At 57.0% G+C, this 16,342-nt stretch carries 17 protein-coding genes; 4 read left to right on the forward strand and 13 right to left on the reverse strand.

Going from position 1 to position 16,342, the window contains the following annotated elements; all coding sequences use genetic code 11:
• Positions 1-122 precede the first annotated feature (122 nt).
• Positions 123-446: a DUF1476 domain-containing protein gene (locus ABWH92_RS11685; RefSeq protein ID WP_375568545.1), complete on the forward strand. Its 324-nt coding sequence runs from the start codon at positions 123-125 to the stop codon at positions 444-446.
• Positions 447-450: 4 nt separating this feature from the next.
• Positions 451-1,227, forward strand: coding sequence for an HpcH/HpaI aldolase/citrate lyase family protein (locus ABWH92_RS11690; RefSeq protein ID WP_375568547.1), 777 nt, complete (start codon positions 451-453; stop codon positions 1,225-1,227).
• 230 nt (positions 1,228-1,457) lie between these two features.
• Here the strand turns inward: ABWH92_RS11690 and ABWH92_RS11695 are convergent, their stop codons facing one another.
• From ABWH92_RS11695 to ABWH92_RS11715, 5 genes are read right to left on the reverse strand one after another with little or no spacing between them, the layout of a single operon-like run.
• Entirely contained in the window at positions 1,458-2,021 is a 564-nt protein-coding gene (locus ABWH92_RS11695; RefSeq protein WP_375568549.1) for an RBBP9/YdeN family alpha/beta hydrolase, read from the reverse strand.
• Positions 2,022-2,035: 14 nt separating this feature from the next.
• Positions 2,036-3,340 carry an adenylosuccinate lyase gene (gene purB / locus ABWH92_RS11700; protein WP_375568551.1) on the reverse strand — a complete coding sequence of 435 codons (1,305 nt, stop codon included), beginning with the start codon at positions 3,338-3,340 and terminating at the stop codon, positions 2,036-2,038.
• 11 nt (positions 3,341-3,351) lie between these two features.
• Positions 3,352-4,044 carry a ribulose-phosphate 3-epimerase gene (gene rpe, locus ABWH92_RS11705; RefSeq protein ID WP_375568553.1) on the reverse strand — a complete coding sequence of 231 codons (693 nt, stop codon included), beginning with the start codon at positions 4,042-4,044 and terminating at the stop codon, positions 3,352-3,354.
• 23 nt (positions 4,045-4,067) lie between these two features.
• Positions 4,068-5,027, reverse strand: coding sequence for a sodium:proton symporter (locus tag ABWH92_RS11710; protein WP_375568554.1), 960 nt, complete (start codon positions 5,025-5,027; stop codon positions 4,068-4,070).
• Positions 5,028-5,050: 23 nt separating this feature from the next.
• Complete coding sequence (locus ABWH92_RS11715) at positions 5,051-6,052, reverse strand: P1 family peptidase (protein WP_375568556.1); 1,002 nt, start codon at positions 6,050-6,052, stop codon at positions 5,051-5,053.
• Positions 6,053-6,168: 116 nt separating this feature from the next.
• Here ABWH92_RS11715 and ABWH92_RS11720 point away from each other — a divergent pair, with 116 nt between their 5' ends.
• The gene (locus ABWH92_RS11720; RefSeq protein ID WP_375568558.1) at positions 6,169-7,293 is read left to right on the forward strand and encodes a branched-chain amino acid ABC transporter substrate-binding protein; all 1,125 of its coding nucleotides are present in this window, start codon (positions 6,169-6,171) and stop codon (positions 7,291-7,293) included.
• Between the two features lie 7 nt (positions 7,294-7,300).
• On the opposite strand, the gene ABWH92_RS11725 is transcribed toward ABWH92_RS11720, so the two are convergent.
• The 4 genes from ABWH92_RS11725 to ABWH92_RS11740 all read right to left on the reverse strand — a co-directional run bounded on the left by ABWH92_RS11725 (position 7,301) and on the right by ABWH92_RS11740 (position 10,511).
• Complete coding sequence (locus ABWH92_RS11725) at positions 7,301-8,038, reverse strand: cytochrome c biogenesis CcdA family protein (RefSeq protein ID WP_375568560.1); 738 nt, start codon at positions 8,036-8,038, stop codon at positions 7,301-7,303.
• Between the two features lie 171 nt (positions 8,039-8,209).
• Positions 8,210-8,701, reverse strand: coding sequence for a BLUF domain-containing protein (locus tag ABWH92_RS11730; RefSeq protein ID WP_375568562.1), 492 nt, complete (start codon positions 8,699-8,701; stop codon positions 8,210-8,212).
• Positions 8,702-8,793: 92 nt separating this feature from the next.
• Positions 8,794-8,973, reverse strand: coding sequence for a DUF2256 domain-containing protein (locus ABWH92_RS11735; protein WP_375568564.1), 180 nt, complete (start codon positions 8,971-8,973; stop codon positions 8,794-8,796).
• Between the two features lie 2 nt (positions 8,974-8,975).
• A complete protein-coding gene (locus ABWH92_RS11740) occupies positions 8,976-10,511 on the reverse strand; it encodes a deoxyribodipyrimidine photo-lyase/cryptochrome family protein (protein WP_375568566.1) in 1,536 nt (511 codons plus the stop codon).
• A gap of 99 nt (positions 10,512-10,610) precedes the next feature.
• Here ABWH92_RS11740 and ABWH92_RS11745 point away from each other — a divergent pair, with 99 nt between their 5' ends.
• Positions 10,611-12,149 carry a cryptochrome/photolyase family protein gene (locus tag ABWH92_RS11745; RefSeq protein ID WP_375568568.1) on the forward strand — a complete coding sequence of 513 codons (1,539 nt, stop codon included), beginning with the start codon at positions 10,611-10,613 and terminating at the stop codon, positions 12,147-12,149.
• Positions 12,150-12,172: 23 nt separating this feature from the next.
• On the opposite strand, the gene ABWH92_RS11750 is transcribed toward ABWH92_RS11745, so the two are convergent.
• The 4 genes from ABWH92_RS11750 to ABWH92_RS11765 all read right to left on the reverse strand — a co-directional run bounded on the left by ABWH92_RS11750 (position 12,173) and on the right by ABWH92_RS11765 (position 16,337).
• The gene (locus ABWH92_RS11750; protein ID WP_375568570.1) at positions 12,173-12,910 is read right to left on the reverse strand and encodes a peptidase; all 738 of its coding nucleotides are present in this window, start codon (positions 12,908-12,910) and stop codon (positions 12,173-12,175) included.
• Between the two features lie 69 nt (positions 12,911-12,979).
• Positions 12,980-13,912 carry a transglutaminase N-terminal domain-containing protein gene (locus ABWH92_RS11755; RefSeq protein WP_375568572.1) on the reverse strand — a complete coding sequence of 311 codons (933 nt, stop codon included), beginning with the start codon at positions 13,910-13,912 and terminating at the stop codon, positions 12,980-12,982.
• Between the two features lie 51 nt (positions 13,913-13,963).
• Positions 13,964-14,908 (reverse strand): alpha-E domain-containing protein, encoded by a 945-nt coding sequence (locus ABWH92_RS11760; RefSeq protein WP_375568573.1) that lies wholly within the window; start codon positions 14,906-14,908, stop codon positions 13,964-13,966.
• Between the two features lie 13 nt (positions 14,909-14,921).
• Positions 14,922-16,337 (reverse strand): circularly permuted type 2 ATP-grasp protein, encoded by a 1,416-nt coding sequence (locus ABWH92_RS11765; RefSeq protein WP_375568575.1) that lies wholly within the window; start codon positions 16,335-16,337, stop codon positions 14,922-14,924.
• Between the last annotated feature and the right edge of the window lie 5 nt (positions 16,338-16,342).

Below are 16,342 nucleotides of genomic sequence, written 5' to 3' on the forward strand. Positions count from 1 at the left end.
CTTATGGTCATTGATTTGAGACAGTGCGCTGGCTATGGGCTTGGGGGATTGTTTGCGGCACCCCATGTAAGCGTCATGTCGGTGATATGCCGCTTATCGGTGCACTTTGAGGAGAGATCACGATGTCAACATTCGACAAACGCCAAGAAGGTTTTGAGAACAAGTTCGCGCATGACGAAGAGCTGCGCTTTAAGGCTGAAGCACGCCGCAACAAGGTGTTGGGCGCATGGGCGGCTGACAAGCTGGGTCTGTCGGGCGACGCTGCGGAAGCCTATGCAAAGTCTGTTGTTTTGGCTGATTTTGAAGAGCCGGGCGATGAAGATGTCTATCGCAAGATCAAAGCTGATTTTGAAGAGAAGAACGTCGATATCTCCGAGCATCAGTTGCGTCGCGAGATGGCTGACCTGATGGACAAGGCGATCGAAGAGATCCAAACCAAAGGCTAGGCGCTTGTCACCATCTCTTGACCGCGGGCTTGCGTTCGCACAATCGCTTCGCAACGGCGTGACCGTTCCGATGGGATGGAGCTCGATCCCAGCGCCCATGAACGCTGGAGCGATGGCACGCGGAGGGTTTCAAGCCGTCTGCGTTGACCTGCAGCATGGCTTTCATGATGAAGCCTCGATGTTTGCCTCCATGCAAGCGGTGCATCTGGCTGGATCGGCGCCAGGTCTGCGTATTCCTGTCGGTCGGTTTGATCTGGCTTCGCGTGCCCTGGATGCTGGCGCGCAGTTTGTGATCGCGCCGATGATCAACACGGTTGCGGATGCTGAAGCCTTGGCAGCCGCAACCAAGTATCCGCCCATTGGTGGCCGATCATGGGGCCCTGCGGCAGCTTTAGAACTTTGGGGAGCCGCGCAAGGCGACTATTTGGCCGCTGGTAATGAGCTGACGCTGACAATCGCGATGATCGAAACCGTTGAGGCGCGGGACAATCTCGATGCTATTTTGGCCGTTCCAGGTATCGATGGCATTTTTGTAGGGCCTTCTGACCTTTCGATCACGCTTGCTGACGGTGCCCGGATTGAGGCAACGGCGCCGCATGTCCTTGAGGCAGCAGCTGATCTTGGCGCTCGCGCAAAGGCGGCGGGCAAGATCGCGGGCGTCTACGCGTTTGATGCGCAGAAGGCTGAAGCTTTCTTCGAGCAAGGGTTCACCTTTGCGGCTGTCGGCTCTGATTTGATTGCTCTCAAGGCGGCTGCGGCTGTCGGTGCTGCTGCATCCTAAAGCTTTGGCAGTAAACAGAAAAAGGGCGGCCAACAGGGGGAGTGTTGGCCGCCAAAACGTGAGTTTGTTTGACGATCTGTGAGGTCGTTTTTCAAGCCATCTGACTGGCCTAGCGGGACAATAGAGCCGTTGCTCTTTCAACCCGCTAAAGGTGATCCATCAGATTTGAACAATTGGGCAGATTTTTAGTGCGACCATGAAACTTGCAAGGCGCAAATGTGGCAGTGCGCCTAGCTGGCCGCCCTTGCGCGCTTCAAAAGCACCCCAAAACGCAACAGTCCTTCAGGCCATGGGCCATGCCCTGAATCGGAATTGATATGTCCTGCATCGCCGGCATCAATCAGTTCTGAACCCCACGCGTTGGCGCAGGCTTCAGAGAACGGGTAGGTGGCAAAGGGATCGTTGCGGCTGGCCACCAAAAACGATGGCACCGGCAGAGGATCTGTGGGCATCGCCTGAAAACCGGTGAGCATTGGACCGATCGTGCTTGGGCCATCGAGCTCTGGGGGTGTCACCAGGAAAGCAGCGATCACTGGCAGCTTAGCAAGCGTTTCTGCCATATGAGCAATGGTCAGTGCACCCAGAGAATGGCCGACCAGTGCCACAGGGCGTTCGCTGAGCAAGATCTGCTTTTCGATCTCATCGGTCCAATCAGACAGGGTCGGCGTTTCAAAGTCTCGCTGCTCCACGCGACGTGCGTGCGGCAGTTTTTCGATCCAGCCAGTGTACCACGTGTCCTTGTCGCCGCCTTTCCAGCCAGGGGCTACCAGAACATCAATGTCAGAGATGGCCATATGTCACGTCCTGTTTAGCCTTTGAAGACACGGGCAAAAATCGTGTCGACATGCTTTGTGTGGTAGCCGAGATCGAACAGGTCTTCCAAGTCTGCCTTGGACAGACTTGCCATGACCTCCTCGTCACCCGTCAACTCATCAAAAAAGTCCGCACCTTCGTGCCAGACTTTCATGGCGTTGCGCTGAACCAAGCGGTAAGCGTCTTCACGGCTGACACCAGCTTGCGTGAGGGCCAGCAGCACGCGTTGCGAATGCATAAGGCCGCCAAGCTTGTTCATGTTGGCTTCCATGCGGTCGGGATAAACCAGAAGCTTGTCGATAACGCCGGTGAGCCGCGATAAGGCAAAATCGAGCGTGATCGTTGCATCGGGGCCGACATACCGTTCCACCGAGGAGTGGGAGATGTCGCGCTCATGCCAAAGCGCCACATTTTCCATCGCGGGCATTGCATAGCTGCGCACCATGCGAGCAAGGCCTGTGAGATTTTCTGTCAGCACAGGATTGCGTTTGTGTGGCATGGCCGAAGAGCCTTTCTGGCCCGGCGAGAAATACTCTTCCACTTCAAGAACTTCGGTGCGTTGAAGGTGACGGATTTCTGTTGCTACCCGCTCAACGGAGGAGGCAATCACACCCAACGTCGCAAAGAACATGGCGTGCCGGTCGCGTGGGATAACCTGGGTGGAAATCGGTTCCGGTGTAAGGCCCATTTTCTGGGCCACATGCGCTTCAACGGCTGGATCAATGTTGGCGAAAGTGCCAACTGCTCCTGACAGTGCGCAGGTGGCGACATCGGCACGGGCAGTAACCAAGCGCTGTTTGCAGCGGTCGAACTCCGCGTAAGCCTGTGCCAATTTCAGACCGAACGTCACGGGCTCTGCGTGGATGCCATGCGAGCGGCCGATGCACACCGTCATCTTGTGCTCTTGCGCGCGCTTTTTCAGCGCAGCGAGCAGAGCGTCCATATCCTCCAACAGAATGTCAGCGGCGCGCGTAAGCTGCACCGCTAGGCATGTGTCCAAAACATCAGACGATGTCATGCCTTGGTGTACTAGGCGCGCTTCCGGTCCGACTATTTCAGCCAGATGGGTTAGAAACGCGATCACATCGTGCTTGGTTTCGCGCTCAATTTCGTCAATGCGGTCAATGTCGAACGTTGCGTTGCCGCCGCGCGCCCAAACCGCTTCAGCAGCCTGTTTGGGAATGACGCCCAGCTCGGCTTGTGCGTCACAGGCATGCGCCTCGATCTCAAACCAGATGCGGAACTTTGTTTCCGGCGACCAGATGTCCACCATCGGTTGGCGCGCATAGCGAGGTATCATGGGGGGTGTCCTTAGTTGGTGGCGGCAGTGCGGATGGCGTTCATGGTGGCTTGATAGTGGCTTGGGTCGTCTGGTGTTCCGCCTTTGAACACGGACGAGCCTGCGACCAGCGCGTTGGCGCCTGCCTTTGCCACGCTGGGTGCTGTTTGCGGCGTGATGCCGCCATCGACTTCCAGAACGATATCGCGATCACCGATCATGGTTTTGATCTGTGCGATCTTGCCCACCTGGCTGGCGATGAAGCTTTGTCCCCCAAACCCGGGGTTCACGGTCATCACCAACACCAGATCGATCAGATCGAGCACTTCGGCAATGGCATGTGCGGGCGTGCCTGGGTTCAGCGAGACTCCAGCCTTTTTGCCCAGCGCTTTGATGGCCATCAGCGAGCGATGGAGATGCGGGCCTGCTTCAGCGTGCACGGTGATGATGTCGGCGCCAGCCTCGGCAAAGGCATCCAGATACGGGTCGCATGGTGCGATCATCAAATGGACGTCGAGAATCTTGTTGGTATGCGGACGAATGGCTTCCACGACCGCTGGGCCAAAGCTGATGTTGGGCACGAAGTGACCATCCATCACATCCAGGTGCACCCAGTCGCACCCGGCTTGATCAATGGCGCATACTTCATCGCGCAGGCGTGAAAAATCAGCGGCGAGGATAGAGGGAGCGATGATGAGATCAGTCATGGGTTTCGAGTGCGCCATCCTCCGGTGAGGGTCAAGGTGCGCTAAGGTGTAAGCTGTGAGGATTGGCGTTGGCGCCGGGCCAGTTCAATGAACCAGGGCATGAAATAGATCGGAAACTGGCCCACCGCGAACCAGAGCCATGTGGTTTCGGGGATTGCGAGGCCTAGAGCGGCCACCATAAGGCCCATATTGCGCAAGCCGGTGGCAAACGCGATGGACATGGCTTGGTCAGTCGGCAAGAAGAAAAGTGCCGTGCGCATCACCGCCATTTGCGCTGTCGCCAGCGCAAAAGTGGCAACAAACAAGCTAGCCACCAAGCCGGGTGAGGTCACAATTGCCGGGCCAAACCCGTCCATTACGGCAATGGCAAACACCAGCATGACCAGTACGTTGATGCCATCAAACGTGGTGCGATGACGCTCCAACCGTTCTTCACCGATAAGCTGCTTGATAATGGTCGCAAGGATGATTGCGCCGGCCATGAAGCCCGCCAAGCGCAGGCCAATTGTCATGCCATCGAAGGGCAGGCCTTGCCCGGAAAAGAAGAGACGCGCGTGTAGTGTTGCCACAAACGGCGTTGCCGCCATGCAAAGGATGAGGAACGCCAAAGCAATGGCGCCCGGCAAGCGCAGCAAGCTGGCAAAAATGGGCACGGCCGTGATGGGTGGGACGGCCAGGGCGATAAACAGCGCCAGATAAAGACCAGGGTGCGACTCATCAAATCCAAACGCCTTGGCAATCCAGAAGGCCAGCGCAGGCATCACAAGCATTGCGATGACGGTGGCGATGATAACGGGCAGTGGTGACTTGAACTCATTACCGACTGCGCGAAACCCGATGCGCAGGAAAGCCAGTGTCAGCAGAGTGAGGATCGCTTCATCAAGAAAGGGCCGCATGACCGCTGACAAGAAAGGCAGGGCAGTGCCCACCAGCAGGCTAAGAGCGATGGCAAGCGTGCCGTGACGGCCCAAAAAGGTTAGCGGAGCGAGGAAAACATGCATGAAGGCGCTTTACGCCCCTTTGGTCACGCTTGAAAAGGGCGTCCTTGGAACGGGTGTGCGGCTGCGTAAACACCACGAGCGATCGCGCGCGCCATGGTGGCAGTGGCACAGGCTTGAAGCAGTGCGAGCAAAGCGGGGTCATCCGTGACGGGCTCTTTGTTTGTTGATGCGGCAAAAACCAAGTCACCATCGAGGCTCGTGTGTGCGGGATAGATTGAGTTGGCGATGCCATCCTGCCCAGCAATGGCGAGGCTGTGACAGGCGCGTTTGCTAAGAGCGATGTCGGTGATGATCGCGCCAATCGTGGTGTTTTGGCCGGGCTTTGCCAGCGTTTTCATGCGCGGCATTGGATTGGGAGGTGTGTGAGCCATTCCGAGACCACCAAACTCATCATCCAACTCAAACGAGGCCGCGCGAAAGTGCGGACCATCGCCAATGTAAGGGCTGCCGATGGCGTTTACCGCGACGAGGGCGGCAAGGGTGTGGCCGCGTAACGGTTCGGGTACCTCATCGCCAAACACACTGGATGCAGCGCCTAATCCGCCCGGACCAGCACCTGTTGTCGCGCCCGTGCCTGCGCCAACACTGCCGATGTGTTGCGTTGTGTCGGCACTTTTGAAGGCTGCATCACCCAACTCGCGGTAAAGTGCCGTTGGATCGTCAGGTTTTTCACCGTTGGCCAAATCGAACAGGATCGCCGCAGGTACGATTGGAACGCGGGCGGGACCTGCTGCAAAACCTCGACCAGCTTTGGCGAGCTCCGCCACAACCGGGTCGGCGGCTGCCAAACCAAAGGCTGATCCACCCGATAAAACGAGTGCATCGATCATTCCGACCGTGCGGCTTGGGTCGAGGAGGTCGGTCTCCCGGGTTCCTGGTGCTTGTCCAAGCACGGAAACACTGGCGGTGGCAGGCGCGTCAAACACAATGACGCTCGTCCCTGTCTTGGCCTTGGCGTCGCTAGCATGCCCAACACGCACGCCTGCGATATCGGTTGGGCCGTTTGTCTTTCCCTTATGCCACATGGCGCTTTCTCCTTACTCTGTGGCACGTTCGCGGTATGACAAAAACGTGAAAGCCTTGCGGGCGTCACCGCTTGCAGGTCTAAATCAGTGATGTTTGCGATAGCCCAAGGGATTCTATGCGCGAAGTAAAGTCTCTCCTGCTAAGAACCGCCTTTCTTTCTGTGCTCTGCGTTGTTGGCATGCCTGCCAGTGCTCAGGATCAAGTGGGCGAGCCGGACACGATCCATATCGGCGTTCTTGCGCCGCTGTCTGGTCCGTTTGAAGTGCTGGGCCGTCAACTGGAACAGGGTGTGGCCTTGGCTTTGGAAGGTCTGCCTGATCAAGCCAACATCACCGTGATGGCCGTCGATGATGGGTGCGATGAAGAGCGCGGACGTGATGCTGCCAATCAGCTGGTTGGTGCACAAGTGGATGTGGTCGTGGGCGGTGTTTGCTGGCGCCCGGCTGTTTCCGCACGCAATGTTTTTGCCTTTGCCGATATTCCCTTCGTTTCGAGCGGTGTGCGGTACCAGAGTTTTACCGATGAGGCCGATGGCCCGGTGTTTCGGCTGAGTGGGCGCGATGATGATCAAGCGCGTTATCTGGCTGACGCCATTCTCGATGGCTCGCTTGATGACCTGGTCGGAGGTCCCGCGCGCAACCGCCCGTTGGTACTTTTCTACACCGATGGCAATTATGGCCGCACCTTGGCCGAAGGCGTTGAAAATGCGCTGGGCGAGGACGGTGTGACGCTTGCGCTTTACCAAGCCTTTGCGCCGGATGATGACTTGTCCGAGCTTGCCTCGCTGGCGCAGGCAGAAGGCGCCGGGCTGGTGATTGTGCTTGCCGGCCAAGCCGATAGCGCGCTGCTGGCCGATCAGTTGCATCAGAGCCTGCCAGAGGTTCCGGTTCTTGCTGGTGATAGCGTCATGACGTCTGAGTTTCGCCTCATGGCGGCTGACGGTGTGGAAGGGGTTGTCTTTGCCCGGCCTACGCCTTGGCGCTCCTTGGTGGATGATGAGGTTTTGAGCGAGCTGGAAGGCGAAGAATTGGGATCTATGGCGGGGCTGATCCTGCCGTCTATGGCGGCTGCCCAAGTTGCTTTGCAACTGGTCGATGGCGATGAAGCGCCGTTTGAAACCGTTCTTGGTCCGATACGCTTTGACGCCAATGGCGATGCCAATGTGCCGTCATTCCAGCTCTGGCAGTGGCGTGATGATTTGATCTGGCCGTTTGAACCGGCCTCCGCTGAAGAAGGCTAGATGCGGATCAGGTCAGCGCTACAAGGCCTGGGAAGCGGTCGAGCATCCAATTGGCCAAAATTGTGTGCCAGCCGAGCAAGAAGGCCATGCCTGTGGCCACCAACAAGGCACCCGTCGCCCGCTCCATGGTTTGCATGTGCTGGCGAAACTTCGCCAGAAATCGTGTGAAAGGCCCAACAGCCAGTGCCGATAAGATGAACGGCAAGCCCATGCCCAGCGCGTAGACCAGCAACAACCCAGCGCCTTGCCCCACCGTCTCACGACTGGCCGCAACAGCAAGCACCGCGCCAAGAATTGGTCCGATGCAGGGTGTCCAGGCGAAGCCAAAGGCAAGACCCATCGCAAGTGCGCCTCCAGGCCCTGATGTTGACTTCGGCCCTCCCATTTTGGCTTGCCGGTAGAGCAGTGACCATCGAAAGATGCCCAAGAAATGCAGACCCATGATGATGATCGCGATCCCTGCCACAATCGATAGAATGGACGAGTATTGCCGAAGAAGCAGGCTGATCTGCGTTGCCGTTGCGCCCAGCAGCACGAAAACCAAGGCAATCCCGACCACAAAGGCGACGGACTGAACCAACAGGAAACGCGATAGCTTGGCGCTGCGCTCGTCATCGGACAGTTCTTCCAGCGAAGCGCCGGTCATGTAGGTGAGATAGGCTGGCACAAGCGGCAGCACGCACGGGGAGAGGAAGGAAATAACCCCTGCTACAAAAACAGCTGCCAATGTCAGTTCGCCGATCATTCGATCTATGGCCCTATCTCGCGTGGTGCTGAGCCTGCGCGCGGAGGGTTAGGCTCAACCATGCCACTGATATGGCGCAAGCGGCGGCGCGTTGAAACCCCACTTCACGCGCTGTTGCAGTGTCGTGATGCCGCAAGATCTGGTGCTTCAAGGCCTTATGCGAGGTTGGTATTAGGCGCTTTTGGCCATTGGCTCTGCAGGTTGCTCGTTGTCCTCGACCAGTGGGGTTTTGGCGATGCGTGATCCTGATTCCACCAGATCATTGACCAAGCTAACGAAGGCGTCCGCTGACATCTTCGCTGGTGCAAAGCCGATGGCTGTGCCGTATTTCAGGTAGAGGCGATCCAGTTCTGGCGAATGGCCAGCAAAAGCCATAGCCCAACCGTCAAACATGCGATCGCTGACTGGTTTGGCTTCCAATATGACGATTTCGGAATGTCGCTCGTCGGCTGCAATCTTGCAAAAGGCCTGCGTGACCGCCTTACGATCACCTTCAAGAACCTGTGCAAAATAGTGATCGTTGAAGACAAGAGCGCCGGTGATCCCTGCTGCAGGGTTGTTGGCGCTTGATTCCTGCATGATCTTTTTCACTTCGGCGCCAACCGGCAAGCTAAGATCTTTGATCGTGTTGCGGCTGTAATAGGTCAGTCGAAACAAATACATACGCTTTTCTCCGGCTTCATGCGGATATGAAGAAAAGATCGTACTAGTTTCGAGTTGAGAAACTCTGAATGCGGTTGCGTTTGATTTCTGGCTCAACCATGCGTTGATGCGCTGACGTTCGAGGCGCGCGTTTTGCCTGTAGTGGCGCAGCGTTTGGAGCAGTAGACAACATGCTCCCAGTCGCGCTCCCATTTTTTGCGCCAGGCAAAGGGCTTTTGGCAAACAGGGCAGATTTTGGTGGGCAGGTCAGCTTTCCTGCGCATCTTGGCCATAGCTAGAGGTCCAACTCCAGTTGGTTGGCTGGTTTCTTCTTCACCCAGGCACGCCCTTGTTTTGGCGTATGGCGAGAAGATTTGCGTGAGCCATGTTTCAGGTAGATAGCACGCTGATGCTGATAGAACCCATCGCTGGCGCGGATGCGGGTGAGGCGCTCACGAGCGGCGCGTGCAGCGGCCTCATGATCGATGATGGGGGCGGGGTAGCTTTCATCGAGAATAAAGCCCTGTTCACGCGCCTCTAGCGGCGAGAGCGTCCACGGTTCATGGACCGCCCGACCTTTGAGCTTGCTTAGCTCTGGCACCCATTGCTTGATAAAAATGCCGTCTGGGTCCTGGTCATGGCTTTGCTTGACTGGGTTGTAGAGGCGCGGCGTGTTGATCGCGGTGGAACCTGACTGCATTTGCACCTGTGGCCAATGAATGCCTGGCTCGTAATCGGTGAAAAGCTGCGCCAGCCGCGTGCCGGTAGCCCGCCAATCGAGCCAAAGATGATAGCTTGCGAACGCCACCAACATGGCGCGCATACGAAAGTTGATCCAGCCAGTGGCGATGAGCGAGCGCATGCAAGCATCGACGAACGGAAAGCCGGTGTTGCCGTTGGCCCAAGCTTCGAAAAGCGGGTCGCCAAAGCCTTGGGTCCGCGCATCGCGAAAGGCTGGATGCAGGTCGCGCCATTCCGTTTCCGGTTCGCTTTCAAGCTTTTGGATGAAGTGGCAATGCCAGTGCAGCCGCGCGATGAAGGCGTTTAGACCGCGCGGCGGGATCGGCTGATGGTCTGGCGGTACGGCCTTAAGGGCGCTCACTTCGCTGTATGCGCGCTGCACAACCTCGCGCATTGAAAGCGTACCATAAGCAAGGTGAGGGGAAAGCCGTGAGCACGCCTCCGCAGCACTTGTCGGGCTGGACATGGCGCGCTGATAGTGACGTGCTCGACCCGAGCTGAGAAAGCTTTCAAAAAGCGCAAGACCCTCTGTGCGGCCGCCGCGCTGGCGCTGCGGGCAAGGAGCATAGGTCAGACCGAGCCCTTCGTGGCTTGGTAGCTGATCGCCCGTTGTGTCTGCATAGGTGATGTTATCGGGCAGTTTCGCCAAAGGCTCTGCCATGAAGGCTTCCCACTGCTTTGCCCAGCGGTCTCGGTCAGTCGGGCCACGCAGGACGCCGAACTGCCTGATTTGCTTCCATCCGACGCTGTTTTCCCGGCACCAGCGCGTAACGGATTTATCGCGTTCGTACGTCCAGGCATTGCCCGTTTCTTCATGCGACCAGATGCGTCGAATGCCATGACTGTCATGAAGCGCCTTGAGGATGGCAGTGACCTCGCCGATCCGCACACAGAGCGGAACGCCCTGCCTTCGCAGATCATCAATGCTCTCACGCCAAAAAAGATAATGCCGCGAAGAGGTTTCAGGCAGTTTCCAATAATCTGATTCAACCACGGCAAGCGGTAGAACTGGCCCGCTCTTGGCTGCCATTGCTAAGGGCGCGTGATCAGCGGCACGCAAATCGCGTTTGAACCAAACAAGCTCGATCATTGGGGTTGAACTGGCTCCGTGCGCCCTAGGTTGGGAGCTAATCTAAGGCGTCGCGCGCAGACCGCCAGCGCGCCAGCCATCGCAAATCATAGGTGTTTTATGCCCACACTTCGTCTCGTGCTTGGAGACCAGCTTTCCATGAGCCTTTCTTCGCTTGTCGATTGGCAAGAGGGCGACACGATCCTGATGTGCGAGGTGATGGAAGAGGCGCGTTATGTACCGCACCACAAAAAGAAGCTCGCCTTCATCTTCTCGGCCATGCGGCACTTTAGAGGGGCGTTGGAAGCCGATGATAAGCCAGTGCGGTATGTGAAGCTTGATGATCAGGACAATTCGGGCAGTTTCACCGGCGAGCTGGAAAGGATGCTGGGCGAGGGCGACTTCGACCGGGTTGTGATCACCGAGCCCGGCGAGTACCGCGTGATGGAGATGATCCATAGCTGGCAAGACAGTTTGGATGTGCCAGTGATTGTGCGCGAAGACACCCGCTTCTTTGCATCGCTTGACCGGTTTGAGCGCTGGGCTGACGGCAAGAAGCAACTGCGCATGGAGTTCTTCTACCGCGAAATGCGTCGTGAAACGGGCCATCTGATGGATGGCGATAAACCAGAAGGCGGGCAGTGGAATTTCGACAAGGAAAACCGCCGTAAACTACCCAAGGACGTGACGTTGCCAGATCGGCTACGTTTTGAGCCTGATGCCATCACCACAGAGGTTCTGGCACTGGTGAATGACCGTTTTCCGGACAATTTCGGTGATCTTGAGCCCTTCGGTATGCCCGTGACGCGCGCGCAGGCATTGGAGGTTCTCACCCATTTTATCGAAACATGCTTGCCGCGGTTTGGAGACTATCAGGATGCGATGGCGGAGGGAGAGGCGTTTTTGTTCCACTCCACCGTTTCCGCGGCGATGAATGCTGGGTTGCTGCTTGCCAGCGAGGTCTGTGAAGCCGCAGAAACCGCCTATCAAGCTGGCCAAGCTCCGCTCAATGCGGTGGAAGGGTTCATCCGTCAGATCCTTGGCTGGCGGGAGTATGTGCGCGGCCTCTATTGGCTGAAAATGCCGGACTACAAAGGGCTGAATGCTTTGGAAGCCGATAGGCCTTTGCCGGACTTTTACTGGACCGGTAAGACCGATATGGCGTGCCTGGCTGATGCGATCTCAACCACAAAGCAGCATGCTTACGCCCATCATATCCAGCGGCTCATGATCACCGGTAACTTCGCGTTGCTTGCTGGCATCGCACCGGATGCGATCAATGAATGGTACATGGTTGTGTATGCCGATGCGTATGAATGGGTGGAGCTGCCGAACACGCACGGAATGGCTATTTATGCCGATGGCGGGATCATGGCCTCCAAGCCCTATGCAGCCTCTGGCGCCTACATCGACAAGATGAGCGATCACTGCGCTGGCTGTCGCTACAAGGTGAAGGTGAAAAACAGTCCTGAGGCGTGCCCGTTCAACTATCTTTATTGGGATTTTGTGATGCGCAATGCGGACAAGCTTAAAGCCAATCCGCGGATGGGTATGATCTATCGTTCGCTAGAACGAACGAGTGATGAACGGCGTGTTGCAATCAAAAATGACGCAGAGTCATTTTTTGAGAATTTGTATTCAGAACAAATCGTTGTCTAAGAACACTGACGTATCACGCGATACTAAAAATAAGGTGGTGTTGGGATCGACTGATGTGCTGACCTAAGGGCAGATGACCATCGCTCTTGAAGATCATGGAAGTAAGGCTCGCCCGGCTCGATACGTGTGGAGAGGCTTGTTTCCAGCGCATCGCGGCGCAGCCCCCAAAGATCGATTGGCATGCCCACGCCGAGGTTGGAGCGCATGGTGGAGTCCATGGAGATCAGGCCAATCTTCACCGCATCGGGTAGATTGGTTTTGAAAGTGATTGCGCGATCGAGAATCGGCTTTCCATATTTGTGCTCGCCAATTTGCAGGTAGGGCGTGTCTTCGGTCGCCTCAATGAAGTTGCCGGCTGAATAGACCATGAAGAGGCGCAATCGCCCGCCTTTCACCTGACCACCCACCAGCATGGTGACGTCAAAAGCCATCCCCATGCCCTGGGATCCGCCATTGTTCATGCGCATCACTTCGCCAATGGCGCGGCCGATATAGCTGGCGGTACGGAACATGGTGGGATGGTCGTAGATGGTCTCCAACATGCCGGTTTGCGGGTTTTCAAAGCCGTCACTCATGATCGACATCACCGCTTGGCTAACCGCCAGATTGCCCGATGTGGCGATGGCAATGCTGCGCTCGCCGGGTTGTTCAAAGCGATAGAGCTTTTGGAAGGTGGCGATGTTGTCCAGCCCAGCATTGGTGCGGGTGTCGGCGATCATCACCAGGCCATCTTCGACCAGCAGGCCCACGCAATAGGTCAAGGGGGAATGTCCTTCATGCCGTCATCGGCGCTGCAAATGCGCGCCGATTGTTGCCACAACAGACTAGCGTTAGCCCCCTATGCGGCGCACGGCAATGCTGGTTTCGCGTTCAAAGTCGTTGATACCGCCGTAATGCCCAACTCTTGTGCTCGCGACAGCGTGCTGATCGAGGCCGATCGCCGCCCGCACACTGTCCTCGCTGGGGCAGTTGCCTTCACGGGGATCGAAGGCAACCCAGCCTAGATCATCGATATGCACTTCAGCCCAGATGTCCCGTGATTTTCCGTCGGCCTTGTCTTCACCCGGCCAGCGGTAGCCGGAAACCAAACGTGCAGGCAGATCAAGGCGGCGAGCGGTGTTGCAGAAGATCTCAGCCAAATCCGCCGCGCTTTCAACCTTGCGCTCTTCCAGCATGGCGCGCAGGCGTGTTGCAGCCGGAGACGTCAGCGCATCTTCCTCAGCGCCTGCAACCTGTTGTTGCTGATTGTTTGCCCCACCCATTTGTGCCTGCGCTTGCGCTTGCATGGCCGCTTGCTCATGAGCTGCCTGCTCGCTTCCATCTTGGTTGGTTGGTTGAGCGGCATGCACCACCGCCATCAAGGCGTGCATTTGTGCCAACACCGGGCCAGAAACATCGGTAAGGGCATTCATCGCAGTGCGTACAAGCGCTGCGTCGCCCTCGGCATGACTTGGCCGAAGGAAAACACCATGGGGTACTTTATCAGGCGCGCCGCGCACGATGCCGTGGGTTTCTTCGGTCTCGACTTCACCAACGGCGCTGATCGTGAGTGTTTCGAGCGGTCCATTGAGCGAAAAACTGGTCACGATGTTGCCGAAAGCGTCCTTGTTGCTCTCGATCTTGCAGTCCGCGTCCACATCCACTGACCAATCACACACATAGTGCCCGGTATGGTCGCGTGGGGTGAGCCGCAGTACCTGAATAGTGCCCATGCTCGGCGTCGCATAGGTAAGTGTTTCGGTGTGGTGGATCGATAATCGCATCGGGACGTCTTGCTTGTGTGAAAGAGCTGGCTGGGCTGAAGGCGTTGGTTTCTAAAACAAGTATTGCTCGGCAATGGTCCCGCCGAGCTTGTTGTTCTTGCCAATAAAGTCTTCGACGAACTCGTGCAGTCCGGTGTGAAAAATCGTGTCGATATCACGGTTGCGGAACTCGCTGTGGATCGATCGCGCCATGCGCTGTGCCTTGCCTTGCCGTCCATAGGTTTTGGACAGGCTGTCGAGATGTCTGGTTACATTGCCATAACAGCTGGCAAGGGAGCGGGGCATTTTTTCATTGAGAATCAATAGGTCAGCAATCAGCCAAGGTTTGAGACTCTCGCGATACACCCAGTGATAGGCGGTGAGCGCTGAAACCGATCGCAGGATCGATGTCCATTGAAAGTAGTCCAAGCCACCGCCCACGCGATCACCGGCTGGCAAAAGCACATGATACTTCACATCCAATATGCGTGCGGTGTTGTCGGCGCGTTCAATGGCACTGCCAAGCTGGAAGAACGAGAACCCGTCAGTGCGCAGCATGGTACGGTGGGCGATGCCATCGACACTGAGCGCGACCTGTTTGACGAAGCGCAGGAACTCCATCAGCTCGCCACGCGACTGACCAAAGGTGCGGTAGCGCTTCAGCTCAAGCCAGGCGGCGTTGATGGTTTCCCACATTTCTATGGTGATGGCTGTGCGTACCGAGCGCGCGTTGGCACGAGCGGCTTCCAGGCAAGAGCGGATTGAGGAGGGGTTGGCCTCAGAGAAAGCCAAAAAATCCACCACCGTGCGGGCGCTGGCCTCGCCATACCGCTCTTTGAAGAGCTCCTCCATGCCTGTTGCCAAAACGGCGGATTCCCACTCGTTGGAAACCTGCTCGCTGCTGCTGCCAACATTGGAAAGCCGTGTGGCGGCTTCCAGAAGGCGCGCTGTGTTTTCGGCACGTTCAATGTAGCGGGCGGTCCAGAAGAGGCTGTCGGCTGTGCGGCTTAAAAGCATGATCTGTCCCTCCCTATCGCGCCAGAACCCAGGTGTCTTTCGTCCCGCCGCCTTGGCTGGAGTTCACGACAAGGGAACCTTCTTTGAGGGCAACACGTGTTAGCCCGCCAGGAATGATGTTCACGCCATTGGTGCCCGACAGAACGAAAGGACGCAGGTCCACATGACGTGGTGCAACACCTTCGCCAACAAATGTGGGGCAAGTGGACAGCGCCAAGGTTGGCTGAGCGATGAAATCATCCGGGTTGGCTTTCAGCTTGGCTCGAAAAATCTCGATCTCATCCTTGGTGGATTTCGGCCCCACCAACATGCCGTAGCCGCCGGACCCTGCGACCTCTTTAACGACCAGCTCATCCAGATGGTCGAGCACGTAGGAAAGCGCGTCCGGTTCGCGGCAGCGCCAGGTGGGCACGTTTTTGAGCATCGGTTCTTCATTGAGGAAGAATTTCGTCAGCTCTGGCATGTAGGTGTAGATGGCCTTGTCGTCGGAAATGCCTGTGCCAACCGCGTTGGCCAGCGTGACATTACCAGCCAGATAGGCTGTCATCAGGCCGGGCACGCCCAGCATCGAGTCTGGGTTGAAGACCAGCGGATCAATGAAGTCATCGTCGATCCTGCGATAAATCACATCCACACGCTGCGGGCCGAGCGTTGTGCGCATGTAAAGAACCGCATCGCGCACAAAGAGGTCGCGGCCCTCCACCAGTTCAATGCCCAGTTTGTCGGCTAAAAACGAGTGCTCGTAATAAGCGCTGTTGAAAGGGCCGGGGGTTAGGAGTGCGCAGGTTGGATCTTTGCGTGCATTGCGCGGCGCGACAGACTGCAAAGCCTGCAAGAGTTCATCGCCATAATTGTCGACCGGTTCGACTGCGTGATCATAGAAAACCTCCGGCGCGATGCGCATCATCACTTCGCGGTTTTCCATCATGTAAGACACCCCGGATGGCGTGCGGGCATTGTCTTCCAAAACATAGAAATTGTCGGCATCAACACGGACAATGTCGATGCCCGCAATGTTGACCCAGATGTCGCCAGGCAGTTTGGCGCCAATCATTTCTGGCCGGTACTGCGGGTTTTGATCAATCAAATCGGCTGGGATGACGCCTGCTTTGATACACTCTCGGGGGCCATATATGTCCGCAAGAAAGGCGTTCAGCGTGTTAACCCGCTGGGTGAGACCCTTCTCCAGTTGCACCCACTCGTCATGAGCGATGATGCGCGGGATGAGATCAAATGGGATGAGCCGTTCTTCAGCGTCCGCTTCGCCATAGACCGCAAAGGTGATGCCGATGCGACGGAAGAGCATCTCCGCTTCAGCGCTTTGGCGTTTGAGGGCTTCAGGATCAAGGCTATCAAGCCATGTGCGGACCAATTCATAGGGTGTCCGGCACTGGCTGCCATCCACGCTCATCTCGTCAAATGCTGTCATCGCGC

This window comes from Ahrensia marina (assembly GCF_042140245.1).
Lineage (GTDB): Bacteria > Pseudomonadota > Alphaproteobacteria > Rhizobiales > MH13 > MH13.

Bases quoted from the DNA above. Each gene is read 5' to 3' on its own strand.
- ABWH92_RS11745 (WP_375568568.1), top strand. From the start codon at position 10,611: ATGCCCACACTTCGTCTCGTGCTTGGAGACCAGCTTTCCATGAGCCTT.
- ABWH92_RS11720 (WP_375568558.1), top strand. From the start codon at position 6,169: ATGCGCGAAGTAAAGTCTCTCCTGCTAAGAACCGCCTTTCTTTCTGTG.
- ABWH92_RS11715 (WP_375568556.1), bottom strand. From the start codon at position 6,052: ATGTGGCATAAGGGAAAGACAAACGGCCCAACCGATATCGCAGGCGTG.
- ABWH92_RS11710 (WP_375568554.1), bottom strand. From the start codon at position 5,027: ATGCATGTTTTCCTCGCTCCGCTAACCTTTTTGGGCCGTCACGGCACG.
- rpe (WP_375568553.1), bottom strand. From the start codon at position 4,044: ATGGCGCACTCGAAACCCATGACTGATCTCATCATCGCTCCCTCTATC.
- ABWH92_RS11730 (WP_375568562.1), bottom strand. From the start codon at position 8,701: ATGTATTTGTTTCGACTGACCTATTACAGCCGCAACACGATCAAAGAT.
- ABWH92_RS11740 (WP_375568566.1), bottom strand. From the start codon at position 10,511: ATGATCGAGCTTGTTTGGTTCAAACGCGATTTGCGTGCCGCTGATCAC.
- ABWH92_RS11695 (WP_375568549.1), bottom strand. From the start codon at position 2,021: ATGGCCATCTCTGACATTGATGTTCTGGTAGCCCCTGGCTGGAAAGGC.
- ABWH92_RS11685 (WP_375568545.1), top strand. From the start codon at position 123: ATGTCAACATTCGACAAACGCCAAGAAGGTTTTGAGAACAAGTTCGCG.
- ABWH92_RS11765 (WP_375568575.1), bottom strand. From the start codon at position 16,337: ATGACAGCATTTGACGAGATGAGCGTGGATGGCAGCCAGTGCCGGACA.
- ABWH92_RS11755 (WP_375568572.1), bottom strand. From the start codon at position 13,912: ATGCGATTATCGATCCACCACACCGAAACACTTACCTATGCGACGCCG.
- ABWH92_RS11760 (WP_375568573.1), bottom strand. From the start codon at position 14,908: ATGCTTTTAAGCCGCACAGCCGACAGCCTCTTCTGGACCGCCCGCTAC.
- ABWH92_RS11725 (WP_375568560.1), bottom strand. From the start codon at position 8,038: ATGATCGGCGAACTGACATTGGCAGCTGTTTTTGTAGCAGGGGTTATT.
- purB (WP_375568551.1), bottom strand. From the start codon at position 3,340: ATGATACCTCGCTATGCGCGCCAACCGATGGTGGACATCTGGTCGCCG.
- ABWH92_RS11735 (WP_375568564.1), bottom strand. From the start codon at position 8,973: ATGGCCAAGATGCGCAGGAAAGCTGACCTGCCCACCAAAATCTGCCCT.